Here is a 23,176-nt window from a genome sequence, read left to right as displayed (position 1 = left end):
CATGGCGGAACCCACAGCCACAGCAGAACTCGCCAATTTTCTGGCGGCAGTGGATTTGGGTTCCAACTCCTTTCATATGGTTGTTGCAGAAGAAATTGGCTCTGATATCCGTCTGCATGATCGTTTGCGTGAAGGCGTTCGTTTGGCAGCGGGCTTGCGCGATGACGGTAGCCTTGATCCGGCGGTGGAGCAGCGCGCACTGGACTGCTTGGCCCGCTTCGGGCAGCGCCTGCGTGGTATTCGCCCGGAGCGGGTGCGGGTGATCGGCACGAATACCTTGCGCCATGCGAGTGCAGCAGAAGGCTTTGTGCATGCCATTGAAACGACGCTCGGTTATCCGTTGGAAATCGTGGCCGGTCGTGAAGAGGCCCGTCTGGTCTACTTGGGCGTTGCGCATAGCCTCGCGGTAGATGCGGATGAGCGGCGCCTGGTTGCGGATATCGGGGGGGGCAGTACCGAACTGATTGCGGGCCGGGGTTTCACCCCCAATCTGCGGGAGAGCCTGCACTTCGGCTGTGTGGCCTCTACCCGTGCTTATTTTCCTGATGAACTGATTACGGTGGCTGCTTGTGAGCGTCTCGAAAAGCGGGTGCGCATGGCGCTAGAACCCATGCTCGATGATTTTCTCCGCCACGGCTGGGATCAGGCGGTGGGTTCTTCGGGTACCATTAAGGCAATTGCTCGTGTCCTCGCGGAGAATGGTCAGGGTTTGCGCATCACCCATGTCGGCATGCACTGGCTGCGTGAGCAAATGATACGTCTCGGTTCAGTGCCTGCGCTGACCCAACTTAGAGGTTTGAAGGCGGATCGTGCCGCCGTTTTTCCGGGCGGATTCATCATTCTCTTCGCGCTCTTTGAGTCCTTGCGTCTGCAGGAAATACGTTTTTCTGAGGGCGCTTTGCGCGAGGGGGCTATTTATGACCTGCTCGGGCGCATCCATCAGGAAGACACCCGGGAGATGAGCATCCGTGGCCTGCAGGAACGCTTTCACAGCCAAGTGCAGCGTAATCAGGGCGTGGCCCAGTGGGCAGAACACTTTTTTATGACAGCAGCCACGTCCTGGCCACTCCACGGCGGACATCGGCAATGGTTGCATTGGGCAGCCCTGACCCATGATATTGGCCTCGACATCGCCCATTCGGGATTTCACAAACATGGTGAATATGTCTGGCAGAATGCCGATATTGCGGGATTCTCCCGTCGTGAGCAGGGTGTTGTAGCCGCGCTCGTGCGCACTCAGCGCAAACGCTTGCCGGGCCTTATCCAATTGCGTGCTCTGGGCATCGCGGCTGAAGATGTGGTGGCGTTGCAGCAATTGGCGGTCTTACTACGCTTGGCTATCCTTTTTCATCGGGGCACGGCTCTGCTGACGGCACCTCCGGGTTTGACCGTGTCTGGTAAAAAACTGGTGCTGGCATTGCCGCCGCAATGGCTGACAGAAATGCCACTGATGGCTGCCGATCTGGAGCAGGAGCAGGAATGGATCACGCCAGATTTTCACTTGCAATGGTAATCCTCTAAACCATTTTTTACCGACGCGAGGCGCGGGGCACGCATGTCAGAAGGTTTTGCTCACCTGGCCCTCATTACGGAAACCTATCCGCCAGAGGTGAACGGCGTAGCCCATACGCTGCAGCGCATGGTAGAGAGTCTCCGCGAACGCGGTTATCGAGTCACCGTGTTGCGGCCGCAGCAGACGGGTGAAAGGGCAGGGGGCGACTTGTTTCGAGCCCTGTCTTTACCCTTCTATCCGCAGGTTCGGGTGGGATACAGCCGGTCTGGCCATATCGTTCAGCGATTGCGAGTCTTGCGCCCAGATCTGGTACATATTGCTACGGAAGGCCCGCTGGGTCTCGCCGGACTGCGGGCAGCCCGACACCTTGAAATTCCCGTGGTGAGCAGTTTTCACACAAATTTTGACGACTATGCCCGGCATTACCGTCTGCAATTTCTGCAGGGGCTGGTGTTGCGCTATCTCCGTAGTTTCCACAATGCTACCCGCAAAACCCTGGTACCCAGTCGGGGGACTTTCGTCCATCTGCAGGCGCAAGGCTTCCTTAATCTTGCCATGTGGAGACGCGGCGTAGATACGGCGCTCTTCAATCCGCGCTGGCGCAGCGCAGCGCTACGCGCGCAACTTGGGCTGGATGGGGACGATGCGCTGTTGATTTATGTTGGGCGCCTGGCTCATGAAAAAAATATACCTGTTCTGATGAAGGCTTACGAACACTTGCGGAAAACCTGGCAGGGGCCGGGCAGGTTGCATCTCGCCCTGATCGGAGACGGGCCCCTGGCGGCAAGCCTCACCCGGCTGCACCTCGCCGGTTTTTCCCTGGCGGGCATACAAAAGGGTGAGAATCTGGCGCGCTGGTATGCCAGTGCGGACCTGTTTTGTTTTCCTTCCTGTAGCGAGACTTTTGGTAATGTCGTGCTGGAGGCTATGGCCAGTGCCCTACCGGTACTGGCCTATGACACCTCCGGCGTCAATGAACATTTCCGTTCGCCAGATGAAGGTGTCCTGCTGCCCCTGGAGGGTGATTTTGCCAGCGCCATAAGTAAGCTGCTTATGGATCGCGCGCGTTTACGGGAAATGGGCTGGCGTGCCCGGCAACGCGCAGAAGGACAAACCTGGACACGTATTTTCGATGCGCTCATCGGGGAGTACCGGAATAGCCTGGAGAAAATTTCTTGAGCGGGCCTAAAAGCAATTTGTGTCTGCCAGCACCTTTGCTATTGTTGCGCATGCCGGAAGCGCTCCTGGCAGAAAGGGGAGGATGCAATCATTGATGTGATCAACGAGGTGCTGAGCTGGTTGCAGCTTCAACCCATTACCTTGGCGGTGATTATTGCCTTCCTGCGCCAGTATGGTTACTGGATCCTCTTTGTTGGCACCCTGCTGGAAGGGGAGGCTGTGGTGATTGTTGCCGGTGCCTTGGCGCATGCCGGCGTCCTGGATCTGCGCATGGTGATATTCATCTCCTGGCTGGGCAGTACCCTCAACGATCAGGTGCTTTACCAGCTCGGTTGTCGTTATGGTGAACGCCTGCTGAATATTCTGCCGCGCTTTTTATGCCGCCATATAAATCAGGCCGAAGGCTTGATTCGTCGCTTTGGTGACTGGGTGACGTTGTTGTTCCGCTTCATTTATGGCACCCGTACCATCACTCCCATCCTCTTGGGAGTGCACCACTACCCGGTACGCCGCTATTTATGGATGAATCCGCTGGCGGCAGCGGTGTGGGCGATGGCCATCGCCGGAATCGGTTATGTCCTTGGTGCCTCGCTGCAGAGCCTGTTGCAAGGTGTTCAGCATGTGCAGATCGTGCTGCTGCTGTTATTGATTGTGGGGGCGGGGGGGTACTGGTGGTGGCATCGGCATGGTGAATAACGTGCTGTGGCCGCAGCATGGTGGGTAAGACGGGCACTGCATACGCTGAACTGTACGGCGATTTGCCAGAGAGCCCGGTTTTATGCTAAAAAGCGCTGGGCTTCGGCCTAAATACTCACACATACCGATCCAGGTCAGCCGGGTGTCCGCGAGGATGGCTGCTTGAGGTGTGTGGCGGATCATAACCCTTGAAAACTGGAGAAACCCTTATGAGCAGCAATGTAACCATGCGCGCCCTGCTGGAAGCTGGCGTCCACTTTGGTCATCAATCCCGTTACTGGCATCCGAAGATGGCGCCCTATCTCTTTGGTGAGCGTAACCGCATTCATATTATCAACCTCGAACATACCCTGCCGATGCTGCGTACCGCGCTGAGCTTTGTTGAGCAGATTTCCCGCAAACATGGCCGTGTCCTTTTTGTCGGCACCAAGCGCCAGGCGCGCGAGGCGGTCGAGCAGGAAGCCCGCCGCAGCAGTGCCTTCTTTGTCAACCAGCGCTGGTTAGGCGGTACCCTGACTAACTTTAAGACCATCCGTCAGTCGATTCGCCGTCTTGACGAGCTGGATCAGATGGCTGCCGACGGCACCATGGAAAAGCTGACCAAGAAAGAAGTGCTCACTCTGACCCGCGAGCGCGACAAGTTGGAGCGCAGCCTTGGCGGTATCAAAGACATGAACGGTCTGCCGGATGCTATCTTCGTGATTGATGTCGGTCATGAAAATATCGCCGTGCTGGAAGCCCGAAAGTTGGGTATCCCGGTGATTGGCGTGGTGGACAGCAATTGTGATCCGCTGCTCATCGACTATCCCATCCCCGGTAATGATGACGCCACCCGCGCCATTCGTCTGTATGCCTCGCTGGTGGCCGACGCCATTCTCGATGGTCGTCAGGGCGGTGAATCTGCGTTGCTCGACGAATTTGTTGAGGTGGACGAAGAAACGATCGATATCAACGCCGACTAGAGCATTCACCAGAATCAAGGAGCTTTCATGGCTATCAGTGCACAACAGGTCAAAGAACTGCGCGAGCGCACCGGCGCTGGCATGATGGAATGTAAGATGGTGCTGACCGAAGCCAATGGTGATTTGGAGGCCGCTATCGACCTTCTGCGCGCGCGCGGTCTGGCCAAGGCCGATAAAAAGGCGGGTCGAGTCGCTGCGGAGGGGGTCATTGTCATGGCCCTCAGTAGCGACCAGAAACGGGGCATTGTGCTCGAAGTGAACTGCGAAACCGATTTTGTGGCCAAAAATGAAGACTTCCTGGCACTGGCGAAAGACTGCGCTGGGCAGGCTTTGGCGCAGGGGTTCAAGGAAGCGGATGCCTTACTGGCCGATGCGGGTGTGGAAGACCGCCGCAAGGGGCTGGTCAGCAAGCTTGGCGAGAACATCAGTTTGCGCCGCCTGCAGCATCTGCAGGTCAAAGAAGGTGTGATCGGTGCCTATATTCATGGCAGCCGCATCGGTGTGCTCGTAGCCCTGGAAGGCCAGGCAGCCACCGGCGAGCTCGGTCGCGATGTGGCCATGCATGTGGCGGCAGCCCGTCCCGAGGTGATCCACCCCAGTCAGGTTTCTCCCGAGCGTCTGGCCCGTGAGAAGGACATTCTCATTACCCAGGCGGCAGACAGTGGTAAGCCTGCCGACATTATTGAGAAGATGATCTCCGGACGGCTGAATAAACTGCTCAATGAAATCGCTCTCACCGGGCAGCCTTTCGTCAAAGACCCTGACCGTAGCGTCGGTCAACTGGTACAGGGTTTCCCTGGCGTCGAAGTGCTGGAGTTTGTGCGCTTCGAGGTGGGTGAAGGGATTGAGAAGGCCCCCGCCGCGGATTTCGCCACCGAGGTTATGGCGCAAGTCCGGGGGTCCTGAATGACAGCGCCCTTGTACTCCCGCATTCTCCTCAAGCTGAGTGGGGAGGCACTTATGGGCGACGGTCAGTATGGTGTGGACCGTGAGGTTGTGCAGCGTATGGCACGGGAAATCAAGGATGTCTCTGATACCGGAGTACAGGTTGCCATCGTGATTGGTGGGGGCAATATTTTCCGGGGCATGGCCAAGGCGGCTGAAGGTATGGACCGCGCTACCGCCGACTATATGGGCATGCTGGCGACGGTCATGAATGCGCTCGCCGTGCAGGATGCCCTGGAACATCTGGGTTTGCCAACCCGGGTGCTGTCGGCGTTGCATATTGAGCAAGTGGCGGAGCCTTATATCCGGCGGCGGGCTATTCGTCATCTGGAGAAGGGGCGGGTCGTGATTTTTGGTGCCGGTACCGGTAATCCCTTTTTCACTACCGACACGGCGGCCAGTCTGCGTGCCGTGGAGATCAACGCCGAGGTGGTGCTCAAGGGAACCAAGGTCGATGGCGTTTATACCGATGATCCGGTTACCCACCCTGAGGCCATGCGCTACCGGGAACTGTCCTATAGTCAGGTGTTAGAGCAGAATCTGCAGGTTATGGATGCAACGGCCATCACCCTTTGCCGTGATAACGACATGCCGATCATCGTTTTTTCCATCAATAAATCCGGCGCTTTGATGCGGGTGATGCTGGGTGAAGAGGAAGGCACTTCTGTGCGCAGAGAGATTGCATGAGTATTCAAGAGATTAAAAAAGATTCCGAAACCCGGATGAAGAAGAGTATCGAGTCCCTGAAGGGGGAACTCACCCGACTGCGGACGGGCCGGGCCAGTGCCGGCCTGCTTGACCATGTGCAATTGGACTATTATGGATCTCCGACACCCTTGGCGCAGGTTGCTTCGGTTTCGGTCGCCGATGCCCGGTCGCTGCTGGTCACGCCGTGGGAAAAGAACCTGATTCCCAAGATTGATAAGGCGATCCGCGATGCTGGCCTGGGGCTGAATCCAGTGGCGGGTTCGGATAATGTGCGGGTGCCGCTGCCCGCACTCTCCGAAGAACGTCGCAAGGAAATGGTCAAAGTGGTCCGGCAGGAAGGTGAGGGGGCGCGTGTAGCCATTCGCAACATCCGTCGCGATGGCATTTCTCAGGTCAAAGAATTGCACAAGCAGAAAACCATTTCGGAAGATGAAGCACGGCGCGCCGAGGAAGAATTTCAGAAGCTGACGGACCGCTTTATCGACGAAGTGGACGCGGTAGTGGAGGCCAAGGAAGCTGACCTCATGGAGGTCTGACTCATGCCTTGCGCTGATGAAACCGTGCCTGCTTTGCCACGTCATGTTGCCGTCATTATGGATGGCAATGGCCGCTGGGCTCACCGTCAGTGCTTGCCGCGGGTGGCTGGCCATCGGCGCGGTGCGGAAGTGGTGCGGGAAATGGTGCAGTCCTGCGTGGATCTTGGCATCCCTTACCTGACGCTTTTTGCCTTCAGCACCGAAAACTGGCGGCGTCCGGCCCTCGAAGTACGTTTGCTGATGAATCTCTTCCGCCTTTTATTACGGCGAGAAGTCCGTAAACTCCATGAGAATGGCGTTCGCCTGTGCATCATCGGCGATCGCAGTGCATTGGAGCGTGACATACGGCAGCTCGTCGAAGAGGCTGAGGCGCTCACCTGTAACAATAAACGACTCCAGCTCAATCTTGCGGTGAATTATGGCGGACGTTGGGATATTGCGCAGGCAGCATGCGCGGCCATAGCGGCAATGCAGGCGGGAGAATTCGCCCTCGAAGACTTCTCTGAGGCACATATTGCCCGGTATCTCAGCCTGGCGGATATCGCTGAGCCCGATCTGCTGATTCGTACCGGTGGCGAGGAGCGAATCAGCAATTTCCTGGTTTGGCAGTTGGCTTACACCGAGTTTTATTTTTGTGATACGCTTTGGCCGGATTTTGACCGTACGGCTTTGGAGCACGCCCTGCATTCTTTCGCACATCGGCAACGGCGCTTTGGACGTACGGGTGATCAGGTGCTGGAGGGCGATTGCTTCGCCAGCGACTGATTACGGCCTCTTTGTTATTTCTGCTGTTTCTTGTGCTGATTTTTTGGGCACCTTGCTGGGTTTTTCTCGTTTTTCTCATGTTGCTGGCGTTCCTGGCAGGACGGGAGTGGGGACATCTCAGTCTGATAGCCTGGCCAAACGGACTGGCCTTGATGTTGGCAGCGCTGTTTCCGATGCTTATCTTCTTCTCGCAGCATCTTCCCGGGTCCGCGCTGGCACTGGGCAGCGTAATCTGGTGGGTGCTGCTCGCGGTCTTGCTGATGCTGATGCCGCCCTCTCGGTTACCCGAGGCCGCGGCCTGGCAGCGCCCGATGAGCGCTATGGCGGTCTTTCCTGTGCTTTTGCCTGCTTTGCTGTTCAGTCTGTCTCTGCAGCAGCGTACCCCACAGTTTTTGTTATGGGTGATTCTGATCATCAGTGCGGGTGATGTGGGGGCGATGACGTTTGGTAAAATCTGGGGGCGTCATCCATTGGTGCCACGAATCAGCCCTGGCAAGACTTGGGAGGGCTTGCTGGGCGGCTTGCTTGCCAGCGTCATTATGGGCACACTGGGTGCTTGGATGTGGATAGGTGCGGCAGTCTCGAGCCTCCGTTCCGGTGCCGTTTTGGGCTTGATTACGGGCATCTTCGCGGTCTTGGGCGATCTTGCCGAGAGTTTTCTGAAACGCCGCGCCAGTTGCAAAGATAGTGGCCAGTTGTTGCCAGGACATGGTGGCCTGCTGGATCGCTTGGACAGCATGAGTGCGGGCATCCCGGTGTTTGTCGCCGGGCTTTATTATCTGGGTTGGTGGAAATGACACGAGGCATCTGCATACTCGGGGCTACAGGCTCCATCGGCAAGAGCACCCTGGATGTGGTAGCGCGCCACCCCGATCAATTCCGGATCGTTGCACTCACCGGCAATCATCGTGTCGCTGCAATGCAGGCACTCTGTGCGCAGCATCATCCTGAACTGGTGGTGATGGCCGCTCCGGAGGCCGCGCAGCAGTTGCGTGTTGCTCTGCGTGATGCGGGTTTGAAGCATATCCGTGTGGAAAGCGGCCGGGAGGCACTGGCAGAAGCAGCGCGTATGCCAGGTGTCGATGAAGTGATGGCGGCTATTGTAGGCGCCGCCGGTTTGTTACCGACCCTGGCGGCGGTGGAGTCTGGCAAAAAAGTCTATCTGGCCAACAAAGAATGTCTGGTGATGGCGGGTAGCCTGTTCATGGAGCGGGTGCGGCATCATCAGGTGATACTGCTCCCCATCGACAGTGAGCACAATGCTGTATTCCAGTGCTTTGCCGAAGGCAAAGGCGTGCGCCGTATTCTGCTGACTGCCTCCGGGGGACCCTTCCGAACCTGGCCTGTGGAGCGTCTGGCGGCGGTAACGCCAGACCAGGCCTGCGCCCATCCCAACTGGGTTATGGGCCGGAAAATCTCCGTAGATTCCGCGACCATGATGAACAAGGGCTTGGAGGTCATTGAAGCGCATTGGCTCTTTAATCTCCCAGCATCCCAGATTGATGTACTGATCCACCCGCAGAGCATCATCCATTCCATGGTGGAATATGTGGATGGTTCCGTACTGGCGCAACTGGGTAACCCTGATATGCGCACTCCTATTGCCCATGCCCTGGCTTATCCGGAGCGTATGGAAAGCGGGGTTTCATCGCTGGATCTGGCGCGTGGGCCGGACCTGCAGTTTGAAGAGCCGGACTTACGGCGTTTTCCCTGTTTGGCCTTGGCGTTCAATGCGTTGAAGGCTGGAGGTGCCGCAGCGACGGTGCTCAATGCGGCTAATGAGATGGCCGTGCAGGCCTTCCTGGATGGTACCCTGCCATTTTCCCGTATCGCCGCCGTCGTTGAAGACACACTCAGCGAATTACAGCCTGCCGCTCCGGATCATCTGGATGCGGTGCTGGCCGTTGATCAGCTCGCACGGGAAACTGCCGTCCGCCATCTTGGTCGGCACGGATCGGGTATGCAGTGATTTTCCTGGGAGCAAATGCAGATTCTTGAGACCATAGGGGCCTTTATCCTGGCTATCGGTATCCTCGTGCTGATCCATGAATCAGGTCATTTCGCGGTCGCAAAATCCATGGGTGTCAAAATACTCAAGTTCAGCATCGGCTTTGGGCCGACACTGATCAGCCGCCGCTGGGGGCGGGATCAGACGGAGTATGTGATTGCCGCGCTCCCCCTGGGTGGTTACGTCAAAATGCTCGGCGAACAGGACGGGGAGCCGGCCTTGGCCGAAGACCGTAAACGGGCCTTTAATAACCTCGCGCCCGGTAAACGCTTTTTGATCGCCCTGGCGGGACCGGTGGCTAACCTCCTGTTTGCTATCGTGGCTTATGCGGGGGTGGCTTGGCTCGGTATTCCGGGGTTGGCACCCATCGTCGGCCTGGTTCAGGATCATTCTCTTGCGGCTCAGGCGCAATTGCAGCCGGGGGAACGTATATCGATGATCGACGGGCGGCGTGTCTATACCTGGGAGGATGTGCGCATGAAGCTCCTCTCAGCGGCGATTGCACGCAGCCCGGTGACTTTGCAGACGACGCGCAGCGACGGCGCTCAGGTGATCCACGTGCTGTCACTGCAGACCCTTGCCGCTGATGCTGTGGGGCCAGACCTTATCAGTAAAGTCATTGGAATGGCGCCCTACCTGCCTGCCGTCATCGGTGCTGTAGAGCCGCATAGCCCGGCGCAACTGGCCGGGCTGCAGGCAGGAGACCGCCTGGTCGCCATCGATGGTCATCGGATCCCCAGCTGGGAGGTCTTGGCCCGGCACGTCGAATCGCACCCCGATACAGTGATCCATCTGCGTTATGTGACGGCGCAAGGGCTTGCAAAAGCCGTGAGTCTCACCCCGCAGATGTTCATCGACAAGGCTGGAAAGCCGGTAGGCCGCATCGGCATCAGCATGGCCCCTCTCCCCAAAAATCTGATTGTCCTGCGCGAGCGGGGCCCCCTGGAGGGCCTGATCTATGGGGCGCGAACCACTTGGCGGATGTCGCTCATGACCGTCGAGATGATCGTACGGATGGTGCAGGGTTTTATTTCCCCGGACAATATCAGTGGTCCGATTGCCATCGCGGAATTTGCCGGGCAGTCGGCACAAGCCGGTCTGGCGCCATTTTTGTCTTTTCTCGGGCTGATCAGTATCAGTCTGGGGGTGCTTAATCTTCTGCCCATCCCGATTCTGGATGGGGGTCATCTGGTGTTTTACGCCGTGGAGATGGTGCGTGGTAAAGCACTTCCTGCGGCGGTGGTGCAAAAAGCGCAGCAGATCGGTATAGTGCTGCTTCTGATGCTCATGTCCTTCGCCTTCTACAATGATATTATGAGATTGTTGACACAGTGAAAAAATTCAGCCTCAGTTCGGCCTCCCCCATGTTTCTCGCCGCGAGTGTGGCTTGTGTTGCTGCCGTTTGGGCGGCACCCGCCTGGGCATTTACGCCCTTTACGGTCAAAAATATAGAAATACGTGGCCTGGAGCATATTGCGCCTGGCACGGTCTATAACTACCTGCCTATCCATATTGGCGAACAGGTGGATGACCAGAAGGCGCAGCAGGCCATCAAGGATCTCTATTCCACGGGATTCTTCAAGGATGTGACCATTGCCCGTTCTGACGACAATCTACTGGTCATCGTGCAGGAGCGGCCCATCATTTCCGGTATCAAGATGGAGGGTATCAAGGCCTTTCCCAAGAGCGAGGTGAATGGCACGCTCAAGGGTGTCGGTCTGGTGGAAAGGCATATCTTCAATCGCTCGATTCTTGATCAGGTGGTGCATGGTCTGCAGGAACAGTACGAAGGCATGGGCTATTACAATGCCAAGATTCATGTGCGAGTAGTAAAGTTGCCGCGCAATCGGGTGGCCATCCATATTGACGCGAAGGAAGGCGAGCAGGCGACTATCAAGCAGGTGACCATTGTCGGTAATCATGCCTTCAGCGAAAGCCGTCTGCGCGGCCTTTTCAGCATCGGTGCGCCGGATGCGTTTTCCTTCTTTACTAAAAACAATCGTTATTCCCGTGAAAAGCTTATGAAAGGCCTGGAGAAACTCCATAATTATTATCTGGACCGGGGTTATCTGAATTTTGATGTCGAATCGAGTCAGGTGCAGGTAACGCCGGATCGGCGCTTTGTGTATATCACGGTCAATGTGCATGAAGGGGATCTCTATCATATCCAGTCGGTGCATCTGAGTGGTGACTTGGTCGTGCCAAAGCCGGAACTGGAAAAACTGATGGAGATCAAACCGGGCGACGTGTTTTCCCGAGCCAAGATCAACGACACCAATAGTGCTATTGCGGATAAGCTGGGAAACTTGGGCTACGCTTTTGCCAATACCACGCCGGTGCCCAAAGTGGACGCAAAAACCCACGAAGTGGCTCTGAACTTTGAGGTGAACCCGGGTCGTAAGGTTTATATTCGCCGCATTGAAATCACCGGTAATGACAAAAGCCGGGACTATGTGGTTCGGCGTCAATTCCGGCAGATGGAAGGTGCACTTTATGATGGCGCTCTGATCCGACGCTCCAAGATGCGTCTGCAGCAGACCGGTTTTTACGATAAGATTAACACCAAAACTGTACCCGTTCCGGGGCATCCTGATCAACTGGATCTGGACGTCGATGTGAGCGAAAGGCCGACGGGTAGTTTTAGTATTGGTGTTGGTTATTCCAATGCCTATGGTATCCTGTTCAATGGCTCTATCAGCCAGAACAACTTCATGGGGACCGGTAATGCCTTGGCGTTCTCGGCGAATGTGAGTGGTATGGGGACGGCGTACAATCTCTCCTTTACCGACCCGTATGTCACGCCGGACGGCGTCAGTCTCGGCTTCAGCCTATATCGGAACAACACCAATCTTTCCATTCTGTCCGTAGCCCCTTATCAGGAAATTGATTACGGCGGAACGGCGACGCTGGGTATCCCAGTGATGCAGTATATCTATGATTACATGTCGCTGGGTTTCAGTAATACAACAATTAATCTATTTGCTAATCCGCCAGCAATTTACTCCCAATATGTCCAGACATTTGGTAATACAGCCACAGCGTTGACGGTTGGGAATGCCCTGACTTTTGATAGCCGGAATTCACCAATATTCCCCACCAACGGTTTTTACGGAAGCCTGGCGCTGAAGGCCGCTGTGCCCCCCGCGAAGCTGCGCTGGTATAAGGCGGAAATTAAAGCGGACTATTATCATCCCATTACTTCCTGGCTGACGGGTGGATTGAGTGGGCGCTATGGCTTTATCAACGGTTATGGCGGGTTAAGCGTGCCATTTTTTAATAACTTCTATATGGGTGGTCCAACTACCTTGCCAGGTTATCAGACCTATTCGTTAGGACCACAAGTGGGTGGCTATCCCGTAGGCGGTACTCGCGAGTTGCTGTTTAATGCCAGTTTGTACTTCCCGCTTCCGGGCCTCGAAAATAATAATAATTTCCGGATGTCTCTGTTTGCGGCCAGTGGGTGGGTTTACGGTGTTAACTCGGACGCTAGTGGAAATAATTACTCTTACAACAATCAGTACTTCCCGAGTTTGGGTCAAATGCGGACGACGGTGGGTGTCGGCTTCCTGTGGATCAGCCCGATGGGACCTCTGCGCCTGTCCCTCGCCGTACCACTCAATAAGCATCCGAACGATTTGACCCAGCCCTTGCAGTTCACCGTGGGTAATAATTTTTGATGGTGTGGCGTTAGGATATGAATTGGCAACTGCGCATTGGGGTCGTTCTCCTGTTGATGCTGACTTCGGTGGTGGCGTGGGCAGACCCGCTGAAGATCGGTTTCGTAGATCTTGACCGCGCATTGCGCGAATTGCCTGAGGCGCAGGCAGGCGCGACCAGCCTCAACAAACAGATAGCGGCTAAGCAGAAGGAAATCGAGGCCAAGCGCCAACAGGTCAACATCTTTCAAAAGACCTTGGAAAGAGATTTTCCGCATCTGACCAATGCGCAAAGGCAGGAACGAGAGGCACGATTGCAAAGTATGATCCTCAATTTTCAGCAGTTCCAGCGGCAGGCCCAGGATGGTTTAAACTATCAACGTAATCAGATTCTGAAAAACATACAGGATCAACTGGTCAAAGTGGTGAGCAGAATTGGGCGCGCCGGGCACTATACGGTTATCCTCAATGACAAGTCTGTGCTTTATGTGAATGGCGCTATTGATATTACCTCGCAGGTGGTGGCAGCGATGGCGACCAAACCGCCTTCTGACAAAGTGAAGCGTGTTAAATAGGGTGGCGCGTGGCTTGTATCACCTGGGTGATCTTGCGCAAGTGGCGGGCGCGCAATTGCGTGGCGACGCTGGGTATCAGATTAGTGCTGTGGCGCCCCTCGATACGGCCAGCAGTGAGGATCTTGCTTTTTATCAGGACCCGCATTTGCGCAGTCTGTTAAAAGCGAGTAAAGCAGGAGCCGTGGTTATTACTCCGCAGGATGCGGAGGATTTTGTCGGCAACTGTCTGTTGACGGACAATCCCTACGCGGCATTTGCGCGGATTATGCAGTACATCTATCCGCAGGGCACCCTTCAACCTGGACTGCACCATACGGCGCAACTGGCGCGCGATGCGCAGGTGGATCCCGGTGCCCGCGTTGATGCCTACGTGCAGATAGAGTCCGGAGCGGTGATCGCCGCCGGTGTTTGGCTGGAAGCCGGTACCTTTATTGGTGCGGGCGTGACGGTGGGGCGTGGGTCGCATCTTTATCCCGGCGTTAAAATTTATGCGGGCTGCAAACTTGGTGTCGATTGCATCTTCCATGCGGGTGCGGTGATCGGTGCCGACGGTTTTGGTTTTGCCGAGGCGGATGGCCGGTTTCTGAAAATACCACAGGTGGGTCGTGTGCTCATTGGAAATGGCGTGGAGATTGGTGCCAACTCTTGCATTGACCGCGGTGCGCTGGCCGACACGGTGATTGAAGATGGGGTAAAAATAGACAATCTGGTGCAGATCGGGCACAACGTCCAGATCGGTGCGCATACGGTTATCGCCGGACAGACAGGTATTGCGGGAAGTACGCGGGTTGGTCGCCATTGCCGCATTGGTGGTCAGGTGGGGATTGCCGGCCACATAGAAATTGCTGATGGCTGTGTGATTGCCGGACAGAGCGCGGTGACGCATTCTTTGCGTCGTCCTGGTGTTTATTCGGGGGTCATCCCTGCACAGGAAGTGAACCGCTGGAGACGGATCGTCGCGCGTCTCAATGGGCTGGACGTGCTGTTCCGTCGGGTGCAGCGAATCGGGCGTGAAGTCGGGCAGGATTTATCTACAAACGGGGAGCCGTCTGATCGTGAATGAGCTGAATATTCAGGATATTCTTAAACGCTTGCCACATCGCTATCCATTTTTGCTGGTGGATCGGGTGGTTGAAATGGAGATAGGGAAGCGTTTGCGTGCTTTGAAAAATGTCACCATGAACGAGCCGTATTTTCAGGGGCATTTCCCGGGATTTCCGGTTATGCCAGGGGTGCTCATCATTGAGGCGCTTGCCCAGGCTGCGGCCCTCCTTGCTTTTGTTTCCGAAGACAAGTATGGCGATAATGCAGCGGTTTATTTTGCCGGGATCGATAAGGCACGTTTCCGCAAACCGGTGACGCCGGGTGATCAGTTGGAACTCATCGCCAATGTAAGCCGTCGGCGTTCCGGTATGTGGCAGATGGAAACGATGGCACTGGTCAATGGGGGGGAAGTCGCCTCCGCGCTGCTGTTGGCCACATTGCGTGAGCATGCCCGATGACCGCACAGATTCATCCGCAGGCTATCGTTGATCCCTTGGCACGGATCGGCGAGGGCTGCGTAATCGGGCCTTTTGCGGTCATTGGTGCAGGGGTGGAGATCGGCAATCACTGCCGGATCGGTGCGCATACAGTCATTGAAGGCCCTAGCCGCTTGGGAGCCCATAACCATATCTTTCAATTTGCGTCTGTGGGCACTGCTCCGCAGGACCTTGGCTATACGGGTGAACCTACTGCGCTCGAAATCGGCTCGCACAATACGATACGCGAGTTTGTGACCATCAATCGCGGCACCGTGAAAGGTGGTGGGATCACGCGGATTGGTAATCACAATCTCCTCATGGCTTACTGCCATGTGGCGCATGACTGTTGCATTGGCGATCAGGTGGTGATGGCCAATGCTGCAACACTCGCCGGTCATGTCAGTGTCGAAGATCACGCCATCCTCGGCGGACTGTCGGCAGTGCATCAGTATGCGCGGGTAGGGGCGCATGCGATTCTCGGCGGCGGTACCATGGCTCCACTAGATATTCCGCCCTTTATGATGGCGGCGGGTAACCATGCCAGATTGCACGGGATTAACGTTCGCGGTCTGGCGCGGCGCGGTATTTCCCGGGAGACTATCTTACAGATTAAGCGGGCTTACCGCTTACTCTTCCGTTCTGGGCAACGTTTGGATGCTGCTATGGATGAAGTCTTGCAACGTGGTCTGAATGCGCCTGAAGTGGCCTATCTCCTGGACTTTATCCGCAGCAGCAAACGGGGGATTACCCGGCCATGAAAAACATGAGAACCGGCGTTATCGGCGTGGGTCATCTGGGTCGTTTCCATGCTCAGAAATATGTAGCACTTTCGCAATTTGTGGGTGTTTTTGATCAAAATGCCGAGCGCGCTGCAGAGGTGGCGGCAGAGCTGGGTTGTCAGGCCTTTTCCAGTGTCAGCGCCTTGCTGGCTGAAGTGGATGCGGTGTCCATCGCTACCCCCACCTCCACCCACTTCGCCGTGGCGGAAGCGGCCATGCAGGCGGGTGTGCACTGTCTGGTCGAAAAGCCCTTTACCCTGGATACCGAAGAAGCGGATACACTGATCGGCATGGCGCAGGAACGTCACCTGGTGCTGGCAGTCGGCCATATCAAACGGGTGCATCCGGCGATTCAGCATTTGCGCCAGGCGGGCTACGGAGCGCCTCGCTATCTCGAGGCGGAACGTCTGGCGCCTTTCAAGCCGCGCTCGCTGGATATCGACGTGATTATGGATCTGATGATTCACGATCTGGACCTGACTTTACTGCTGACTGGCGCCGAGCCCGTGGATGTGCGCGCCGTGGGTGTCGCGGCAGTGACGGACAAGGCGGATATGGCCAATGCCTGGATAACGCTGAACAATGGCACTGTGGCCAACCTGGCGGCCTCCCGGGTAGTGCGGGAGCCAGCGCGGCGCATGCGTATTTTTTGGCAGGATCGTTATGCCTCAGTGGATTTTCTCAACAACACCCTGCATATCTACCATCGCGGTGCGGGAACAGTGCCGGGAATTCCCGGTGTGCGTGATGAGGCCGTGGAGTTACCCAAAAAGGATGCCTTGGCGGCGGAGATTGCGGATTTCCTGAACGCCATCGTGGCGCACCGGCCGGTGTTTTGTGATGGTATCGCGGGTCGGCGGGTGCTGGCGGCGGCGCTGCAGGTGCGGGTGGCCGTGGAGGCTTTTCTGCAGCATTGAGCGTATGCCGGTGCAGGTTTTGACGTTTTTTTTTGGACGGTGATGCATGACTCAAAATACAACAATTCCCATGGTCGATTTGCGCGCGCACTTTGCGCCGCTGCGGGATGAAATGCTGACGGGGATAGGGAAAATTCTGGACGATGCCAGCTTTATCCTGGGAAATCAGGGGCGTGCGTTGGAAACAGAGGTGGCAGACCTCTCCGGCGTTGCCCATGGTGTGGGCTGCGCTTCCGGTACGGATGCCCTGATGCTGGCCCTGCGTGCCCTGGAGATCGGTCCCGGCGACGAGGTAATCGTCCCTACCTTTACCTTCATTGCGACTGCGGAAGCCGTGCTTTATGTGGGTGCTACGCCGGTCTTTGTGGATGTGGATGATCGTTTTTACGCCATGACCGTGGCCGGTATCGAGGCCGCCGTTACGCCGCGGACCAAAGCGATCATCCCCGTACATCTCTACGGCTTGCCCGCGGATATGCCCGCCATCATGGCGCTCGCGCAGAAGCATGGTTTACGGGTGGTTGAGGATTGTGCCCAGGCCATTGGTGCCGAAATTAACGGACAGGGGGTGGGCAGTTTTGGCGATATCGGCTGTTTTTCTTTCTTCCCCAGCAAAAATCTCGGTGCTGCCGGAGACGGCGGCATGGTGGTGACGGCGGATGCGGAGCTGGAACGCAAGCTGCGCGGACTGCGCAACCATGGTTCCTGGCAGACCTACCACCATGACGTGTTGGGCTATAACAGCCGCCTCGACGAAATGCAGGCGGTGATTCTGCGGGCGGAGTTCCCGCATCTGGCGGCCTATAACGCCGGACGGCGGCAGGCGGCTGGGTGGTACGCCGAGCATTTGGCGGGTCTCGACCTGCAAATACCGGAAGCTCCCGCAGGTTATAACCACGTATTCCATCAGTTTACGATTCAGTTGAATGCGCGGGATGCGCTGAAAGCCGCCCTCCATGCTGAAGGCATTGCCAGCGCCATTTACTATCCGATTCCAGGGCATCGGCAGAAGATGTTTGCGCACCAGGCCCAAGCCCATTGTCCGGTGGCGGAGCGTCTGGCGGAGCGGGTGCTCTCGCTGCCCATGTTCCCGGAACTGCGTGAGGAGCAGATTGCCAGGATTGCTGCCGTGATCCGTCGCACCCTGCACGGTTAGGGCCTTGAGCAAGGCCTTTATCCTCGCGGTAGAGCGTTCCGGCGAAAATCTCGGGCTGGAAATCATGGCGAATGCAGCGCAGGCCGGACTCGATCTGCAGTGGTCGGGGGTGGTTGGATCCCGCCTGCAGGCTGCGGGGGTGCAGAACATTGCCGATGGTGAAGTGCTGGCGATGATCGGGTTGGTCGAAGTCTTGCGACACTACAGCCGCCTGCGCCGGCTCTATGGGCAGATTCGACAGCATCTGCAGGCAGAACGGCCGGATTGCGTAGTGCTGATTGACCATCCGGCTTTCAATCTGCACATTGCCAAGATGGCTAAAAAGCTGGGCATTCGGGTGCTCTACGTGGTCGGCCCACAGATCTGGGCCTGGCGCTCGCAGCGGATCCATCAGATCAAGCGCGTGGTGGACCACATGCTGGTTCTTTTTCCCTTTGAGGTACCCATTTATGCACAGGCGGGGGTGCCGGTGCATGTGCTGGCACACCCACTGTTGGCGCAGACTGCAGCAGTGCCCAATCGGGAAAGCGCGCGGGCGACGCTGAACATGGCGGCAGATGGCCAGGTGCTTGCGCTTTTACCCGGGAGTCGGCGTGGTGAGCTGGAGCGGCTGGTGTTGCGTTATGCCGAAACGGCTCGGCGTTTGCGCGAACAGATGCCGGATCTGCGAATTCTGGTGGCTTTGGCCAGGGAGGAGTTACGCCCCCTCTGGGAGCGGCTCTGGAAACAGGGTGCCGGGCCGGAAGATGCACGACTGATGGTCGCGCAGACGCAAACTGTGCTGGCGGCCGCTGATGTGGTGCTGGTCGCCTCCGGTACCGCCACACTGGAAACCGCACTCATGCAGCGCCCGGCGGTGGTCGTCTATATTTTGAACGCACTCACCTTTGCTGTTGTCCGCAGGCTGGTGAAGACACCCTTTGTGGCCATGCCCAATATTCTGTTGGAAAAGTCCGTGTACCCAGAATTTCTCCAGGGGGCCTTTGCGCCCGCGCACGTGGCGGATGCTCTGGCCGCACTTTTTGGTCCGGCGGGCCCCGTGCAGGTGGCAAAATTGCAAAAACTGTGCGCTCTGCTGGAAGGTGATCCCCCGGAGCTATTGCAGCGGGTACTGCGCGAGATGCTGGCGTGAAGCCGGTTGTCCTATGAAAAGCGCACCGCAGCTGGAGCACTGGGGACCCCAGTGTGCCGGAGTGGATGAAGCGGGGCGGGGACCGCTTGCCGGACCGGTGGTGGCGGCAGCGGTGATTCTGCGCGCCCCCCTCCCTGGCCTGAATGACTCCAAGAAAATGACAGCAGCGGCACGGGCGCATTGGGCTGCCCGCATCCGCAGCGAGGCCCTGGCCTGGTCGGTGAGCCGGGCTGCGGTCTGGGAGATTGAACGCTACAATATTTTACAGGCGTCTTTGCGGGCCATGGCCCGGGCGGTTGCGGGCCTACCCCGGCGACCGCAGCGGATTATCGTCGATGGCAACCAGTCACCGCCCGGCTGGCAGGTCGAGACGCGGGTGGGTGGTGATGGTCAGGTGGATGCAATCGCTGCCGCGAGTATTCTGGCCAAAGTGGCGCGGGATGAGGAGATGCTCTTGCTCGACAGGTATTATCCCCAATACGGATTGGCGCGACATATGGGTTATGGCACTGCGGTGCACTTGGAAGCGCTGCGGCGTTGGGGACCCTCGGCCCTGCACCGGCATGGTTTCGGTCCTGTGGACCGGGCCTGGGCGGTGGCGCAATGAGTACATCCCGGTTTGTCCATTTGCACGTACATTCTGAATATTCCTTGGAGGATGGCATTATCCCGGTGAAGGCGCTGGCCAGGCGCTGTGCGGAGCGGGGCATGCCGGCCGTGGCGATCACCGATCATGGCAATCTCTTTGCCCTGGTCAAATTCTATAACGCGGCCCGGAGTCAGGGGGTCAAACCCCTGATTGGCAGTGAAATCTGGGTGCATGATGCGGCAGACTTGGAGCGGCCCGCCGGTTTGATCCTGCTGTGTATGAATAAAACCGGCTACGGCAATCTCAGCCGCTTGCTCAGTCGGGCTTATCTGGAGGGTAGTCGCCATGGACGTCCACAGATCGACGCGGTATGGCTGGAAGGTGCGAGTGACGGTCTCATCGCCCTGTCTGCGGCCGGCCAGGGGGAAATCGGGCGTGCCCTGCAGCGCAATCCCCAGCAGGCGGAAAGCCGGGCACGGTACTACGCCAAGCTTTTTCCCGAGCGTTTTTATCTGGAAGTGCAGCGCAATGGCGAGGCTGGGCAGGAGGCACTGGTACAGGCCACAGTGGTGCTCGCAGGAAAACTGGATTTACCACTGGTGGCCACCAACAATGCACACTTTCTGGATGCGGCGGACTTTGCCGCCTTCGATGCGCGGCAGTGTATTTCTGCGGGCTTTACCCTGGATGACCCGCGCCGTCCCCGCCGTTTTACGCCGGAGCACCGTCTGCCCGACCCCGAAGAAATGCGAGGGCGTTTTGCGGATCTGCCGGAAGCTTGCGACAACACCATCGAAATCGCGCGACGCTGCAATATGGAGTTGGTGCTAGGCCAGTATGCGCTCCCGGACTACCCCATTCCTACCGGTCAGTCCGCAGATGAATATTTGCATGATGCGGCGCAAAAAGGTCTACAGGAACGTTTGCAGGAACTGCACATCGCTGGCGACGCCACGCTACCTTATCACGAACGCCTGTTGCGTGAGGTCGGTGTTATTCAACAGATGGGCTTCCCCGGTTATTTTCTCATCGTCGCGGATTTTATTCAGTGGGCAAAAAACAATGGCGTTCCGGTAGGACCGGGACGTGGCTCCGGTGCCGGATCGCTGGTGGCCTATGCACTGCGGATCACCGATCTCGATCCCATTGGCAATGGCCTGTTGTTCGAGCGCTTTCTCAACCCCGAGCGCGTTTCCATGCCCGATTTCGACGTGGATTTCTGCATGGATCAGCGCGACCGCGTGATTCAGTATGTGGCTGACAAATACGGTCGCGATCGGGTCGGTCAGATCATTACCTTCGGAACGATGAAGGCGCGGGCGGTGGTACGTGATGTCGGTCGGGTGCTGGGTTTGCCTTACGGCTTTGTCGACCAGTTGGCTAAACTGGTGCCGAGCGACTTGGGCATGACCTTGGCCAGGGCCCTGGAAGAATCCGAGGAACTGCGCCGCCGCCAGACCGAGGAGGATGACGTCCGCGATCTGCTGGATATCGCTCTGCGTCTGGAGGGCTTGCCACGCCACGCTTCGACCCATGCGGGCGGTGTGGTGATCTCCCCGGAACCGCTGGCCGACCGCATGCCGCTGTTCACCGATGGCTCCGAAGGCGGGGGTAATGTCACCCAACTCGACAAAGATGATGTGGAGAAGATGGGGCTGGTAAAGTTCGATTTCCTCGGGTTGCGTACCCTGACCATCATTGATATGGCGGTCAAACTCATCAATGCCGATGCGGCAGTGGCGGGGCGCGTGCCAGTGAATATTCAGCAGTTGCCGTTAGACGATACAGCGACTTTTGCCTTGCTCAAATCCACCGAGACGGCGGCGGTCTTCCAACTGGAATCGTCGGGCATGCGCGATCTGGTGCGGCGTCTGCAGCCGGACACCTTTGAAGATATTGTTGCCCTCGTCGCCCTATTCCGGCCCGGGCCGCTACAGTCAGGCATGGTCGATGACTTCATTGCCCGTAAACATGGCAAAGCGCAGGTAACTTTTCTGCATCCCGACCTAGCGCCGATTCTCGATGAAACCTATGGGGTGATTGTTTATCAAGAGCAGGTCATGCAATCCGCACAGGTGCTGGCGGGTTATTCCCTCGGCAGCGCTGATTTGCTGCGGCGGGCCATGGGCAAGAAAAAACCGGAGGAAATGGCCAAGCAGCGCGCCATCTTCCTGGAGGGTGCCCATAAAAATGGTCTGGTAGCGGATCAGGCCGGGGCGATCTTCGACCTCATGGAAAAGTTTGCCGAGTACGGTTTCAACAAATCGCACTCGGCAGCCTATGCCCTGGTGTCCTATCAGACCGCTTACCTGAAGGCGCACTATCCACAATTTTTTATGGCGGCCGTGCTGACCGCCGATATGGACCATACCGACAAGGTTGTGGCGATGCTTGCCGAGTGTACCCGTATGGGGCTACGGATTGCTCCGCCGAGCGTTCAGCAGGGGGTGCTGGAGTTCCGGCCGGAGGGGGATGGTGATATCCGCTTTGGCCTGGGAGCCATTAAAGGTTTGGGGCGAGCGGCCATTCAGGCGATTCTCGATGCTCGTAGAGAGGGACCCTTCTTGAATCTTTTCGACCTGCTTTGCCGGGTGGATACCCAGAAAATCAATCGTCGTGCCCTGGAAGCGTTGATTCGCGCTGGCGCTATGGATGACTGGGGTGTGTCGCGGGCCAGCCTGATTGCTTCCGTGGACAGTTGTATTGAAGCAGCGGCGCAGTTTCAGAGCAGTCGGGCAAGTCAGCAGGAATCGTTGTTTAGCGGACAGGAGGCGTTGCCGGTGGCACCACCGCCGGTGCTGGCGGAAGCGTGGAGCCTCACCGAAACCCTGCGTCAGGAACGGGAGACCCTGGGTTTTTATCTCAGCGGTCATCCTATGGCTAGTTTGCGGGATGAGCTGGCGGCACTGGGAACGGTGCCTCTTGGCGATATCCGCAGCGGCACCACGGTGCTGGTGGCTGGCTTGGTGGTAGCACGGCGCAGCACCCGGACCAAGCGCGGCGATCGGATTTATTTTCTGACCCTGGACGACGGTCGGGGGCGGCTGGAGGTCGTCATTTTTGCCGAAGTCTGGGCGCAGGCTGGTAAAGTCGGGGAGGGTGAGGAGCCGGTGCTGGTTCTGGGTGAGGTGGGCGAGGACAGCTATTCTGGTGGCCTGCGGCTCAATGCCCTGCGCGTGCTGGGTATGGCGCGGGCGCGTGAGGAACTGGCTACGCAACTGACCCTGGAGCTGGACATTGCTGCAGAATTGGCTCCCCAAGACCTGCTTGCCGTGCTCCGTAAATACCCCGGCCAAACGGCTTTGCGTCTGCGTTTGCGCGTCGGTGACGATATTGTCGCGCAATTACGGGTGGCGGAGGGCCTGAGCTTCGCGGCGGGTTCCGCTGCTATCGCCGCCTTGACGGCGCTCGCACCCAGCGCGCGCTGGCACTGGGACTATCGGTCGGCGACACTTCTCGTCAATAATGTCATCCCCTTGGAGCGTGCCCGATATGGGGCACGACGCCCGGCCTGAGCGTCGGCCCTGTTCGGAATGG

The 23,176-nt window shown here is 57.5% G+C and carries 21 protein-coding genes; all 21 read left to right on the top strand.

Features of this window, described 5'->3' with window-relative positions; all coding sequences use genetic code 11:
• Position 1 precedes the first annotated feature (1 nt).
• The 21 genes from H2515_RS09660 to dnaE all read left to right on the top strand — a co-directional run bounded on the left by H2515_RS09660 (position 2) and on the right by dnaE (position 23,154).
• The gene (locus H2515_RS09660) at positions 2–1,513 is read left to right on the top strand and encodes a Ppx/GppA phosphatase family protein (protein ID WP_035194379.1); all 1,512 of its coding nucleotides are present in this window, start codon (positions 2–4) and stop codon (positions 1,511–1,513) included.
• A 42-nt stretch (positions 1,514–1,555) separates the two neighbouring features.
• The gene (locus tag H2515_RS09655) at positions 1,556–2,692 is read left to right on the top strand and encodes a glycosyltransferase family 4 protein (protein ID WP_198659965.1); all 1,137 of its coding nucleotides are present in this window, start codon (positions 1,556–1,558) and stop codon (positions 2,690–2,692) included.
• A 96-nt stretch (positions 2,693–2,788) separates the two neighbouring features.
• Positions 2,789–3,388, top strand: a complete 600-nt coding sequence (locus H2515_RS09650; RefSeq protein WP_232821324.1) for a DedA family protein — start codon at positions 2,789–2,791, stop codon at positions 3,386–3,388.
• Between the two features lie 209 nt (positions 3,389–3,597).
• Entirely contained in the window at positions 3,598–4,350 is a 753-nt protein-coding gene (gene rpsB / locus H2515_RS09645; protein WP_035194383.1) for a 30S ribosomal protein S2, read from the top strand.
• Between the two features lie 27 nt (positions 4,351–4,377).
• Positions 4,378–5,256 carry a translation elongation factor Ts gene (gene tsf, locus H2515_RS09640; RefSeq protein WP_035194385.1) on the top strand — a complete coding sequence of 293 codons (879 nt, stop codon included), beginning with the start codon at positions 4,378–4,380 and terminating at the stop codon, positions 5,254–5,256.
• Positions 5,257–5,982: a UMP kinase gene (pyrH, locus tag H2515_RS09635; RefSeq protein WP_014028710.1), complete on the top strand. Its 726-nt coding sequence runs from the start codon at positions 5,257–5,259 to the stop codon at positions 5,980–5,982. It begins immediately after the preceding gene.
• On the top strand, positions 5,979–6,539 hold the full coding sequence (gene frr, locus H2515_RS09630) for a ribosome recycling factor (RefSeq protein ID WP_014028711.1): 561 nt from the start codon (positions 5,979–5,981) through the stop codon (positions 6,537–6,539). Before pyrH ends, frr begins: the two co-directional genes overlap by 4 nt.
• Before the next feature lie 3 nt (positions 6,540–6,542).
• Positions 6,543–7,304 (top strand): polyprenyl diphosphate synthase, encoded by a 762-nt coding sequence (gene uppS / locus H2515_RS09625; protein ID WP_014028712.1) that lies wholly within the window; start codon positions 6,543–6,545, stop codon positions 7,302–7,304.
• Positions 7,286–8,101: a phosphatidate cytidylyltransferase gene (locus H2515_RS09620; protein ID WP_198659964.1), complete on the top strand. Its 816-nt coding sequence runs from the start codon at positions 7,286–7,288 to the stop codon at positions 8,099–8,101. Before uppS ends, H2515_RS09620 begins: the two co-directional genes overlap by 19 nt.
• Positions 8,098–9,273 carry a 1-deoxy-D-xylulose-5-phosphate reductoisomerase gene (ispC, locus tag H2515_RS09615; RefSeq protein ID WP_014028714.1) on the top strand — a complete coding sequence of 392 codons (1,176 nt, stop codon included), beginning with the start codon at positions 8,098–8,100 and terminating at the stop codon, positions 9,271–9,273. The genes H2515_RS09620 and ispC overlap by 4 nt, the downstream gene beginning before the upstream one ends.
• Positions 9,274–9,288: 15 nt before the next feature.
• On the top strand, positions 9,289–10,647 hold the full coding sequence (gene rseP, locus H2515_RS09610; RefSeq protein ID WP_198659963.1) for an RIP metalloprotease RseP: 1,359 nt from the start codon (positions 9,289–9,291) through the stop codon (positions 10,645–10,647).
• The gene (bamA, locus tag H2515_RS09605) at positions 10,644–12,989 is read left to right on the top strand and encodes an outer membrane protein assembly factor BamA (protein ID WP_198659962.1); all 2,346 of its coding nucleotides are present in this window, start codon (positions 10,644–10,646) and stop codon (positions 12,987–12,989) included. Before rseP ends, bamA begins: the two co-directional genes overlap by 4 nt.
• A 17-nt stretch (positions 12,990–13,006) precedes the next feature.
• Positions 13,007–13,543 carry an OmpH family outer membrane protein gene (locus tag H2515_RS09600; protein WP_035194395.1) on the top strand — a complete coding sequence of 179 codons (537 nt, stop codon included), beginning with the start codon at positions 13,007–13,009 and terminating at the stop codon, positions 13,541–13,543.
• Positions 13,533–14,606: a UDP-3-O-(3-hydroxymyristoyl)glucosamine N-acyltransferase gene (gene lpxD, locus H2515_RS09595; protein ID WP_232821323.1), complete on the top strand. Its 1,074-nt coding sequence runs from the start codon at positions 13,533–13,535 to the stop codon at positions 14,604–14,606. The genes H2515_RS09600 and lpxD overlap by 11 nt, the downstream gene beginning before the upstream one ends.
• Positions 14,599–15,045, top strand: a complete 447-nt coding sequence (gene fabZ, locus H2515_RS09590; RefSeq protein ID WP_035194398.1) for a 3-hydroxyacyl-ACP dehydratase FabZ — start codon at positions 14,599–14,601, stop codon at positions 15,043–15,045. The genes lpxD and fabZ overlap by 8 nt, the downstream gene beginning before the upstream one ends.
• On the top strand, positions 15,042–15,824 hold the full coding sequence (lpxA, locus tag H2515_RS09585; protein WP_065414387.1) for an acyl-ACP--UDP-N-acetylglucosamine O-acyltransferase: 783 nt from the start codon (positions 15,042–15,044) through the stop codon (positions 15,822–15,824). The genes fabZ and lpxA overlap by 4 nt, the downstream gene beginning before the upstream one ends.
• Complete coding sequence (locus H2515_RS09580) at positions 15,821–16,762, top strand: Gfo/Idh/MocA family protein (RefSeq protein WP_065414386.1); 942 nt, start codon at positions 15,821–15,823, stop codon at positions 16,760–16,762. Before lpxA ends, H2515_RS09580 begins: the two co-directional genes overlap by 4 nt.
• Positions 16,763–16,808: 46 nt before the next feature.
• Complete coding sequence (locus H2515_RS09575; protein ID WP_198659961.1) at positions 16,809–17,918, top strand: DegT/DnrJ/EryC1/StrS family aminotransferase; 1,110 nt, start codon at positions 16,809–16,811, stop codon at positions 17,916–17,918.
• Between the two features lie 4 nt (positions 17,919–17,922).
• Positions 17,923–19,050 carry a lipid-A-disaccharide synthase gene (gene lpxB, locus H2515_RS09570; RefSeq protein ID WP_198659960.1) on the top strand — a complete coding sequence of 376 codons (1,128 nt, stop codon included), beginning with the start codon at positions 17,923–17,925 and terminating at the stop codon, positions 19,048–19,050.
• 13 nt (positions 19,051–19,063) lie between these two features.
• Positions 19,064–19,657 (top strand): ribonuclease HII, encoded by a 594-nt coding sequence (locus H2515_RS09565; protein WP_035194408.1) that lies wholly within the window; start codon positions 19,064–19,066, stop codon positions 19,655–19,657.
• Positions 19,654–23,154 (top strand): DNA polymerase III subunit alpha, encoded by a 3,501-nt coding sequence (gene dnaE, locus H2515_RS09560; RefSeq protein ID WP_198659959.1) that lies wholly within the window; start codon positions 19,654–19,656, stop codon positions 23,152–23,154. The genes H2515_RS09565 and dnaE overlap by 4 nt, the downstream gene beginning before the upstream one ends.
• The last annotated feature ends 22 nt before the right edge of the window (positions 23,155–23,176 follow it).

This window comes from Acidithiobacillus ferrivorans, from assembly GCF_016250455.1.
In the GTDB taxonomy this organism is placed as follows: Bacteria; Pseudomonadota; Gammaproteobacteria; order Acidithiobacillales; family Acidithiobacillaceae; genus Acidithiobacillus; species Acidithiobacillus ferrivorans.
The sequence above is the reverse complement of the archived record's forward strand: the minus strand, read 5'-3'. Positions and strand labels throughout refer to the sequence as shown.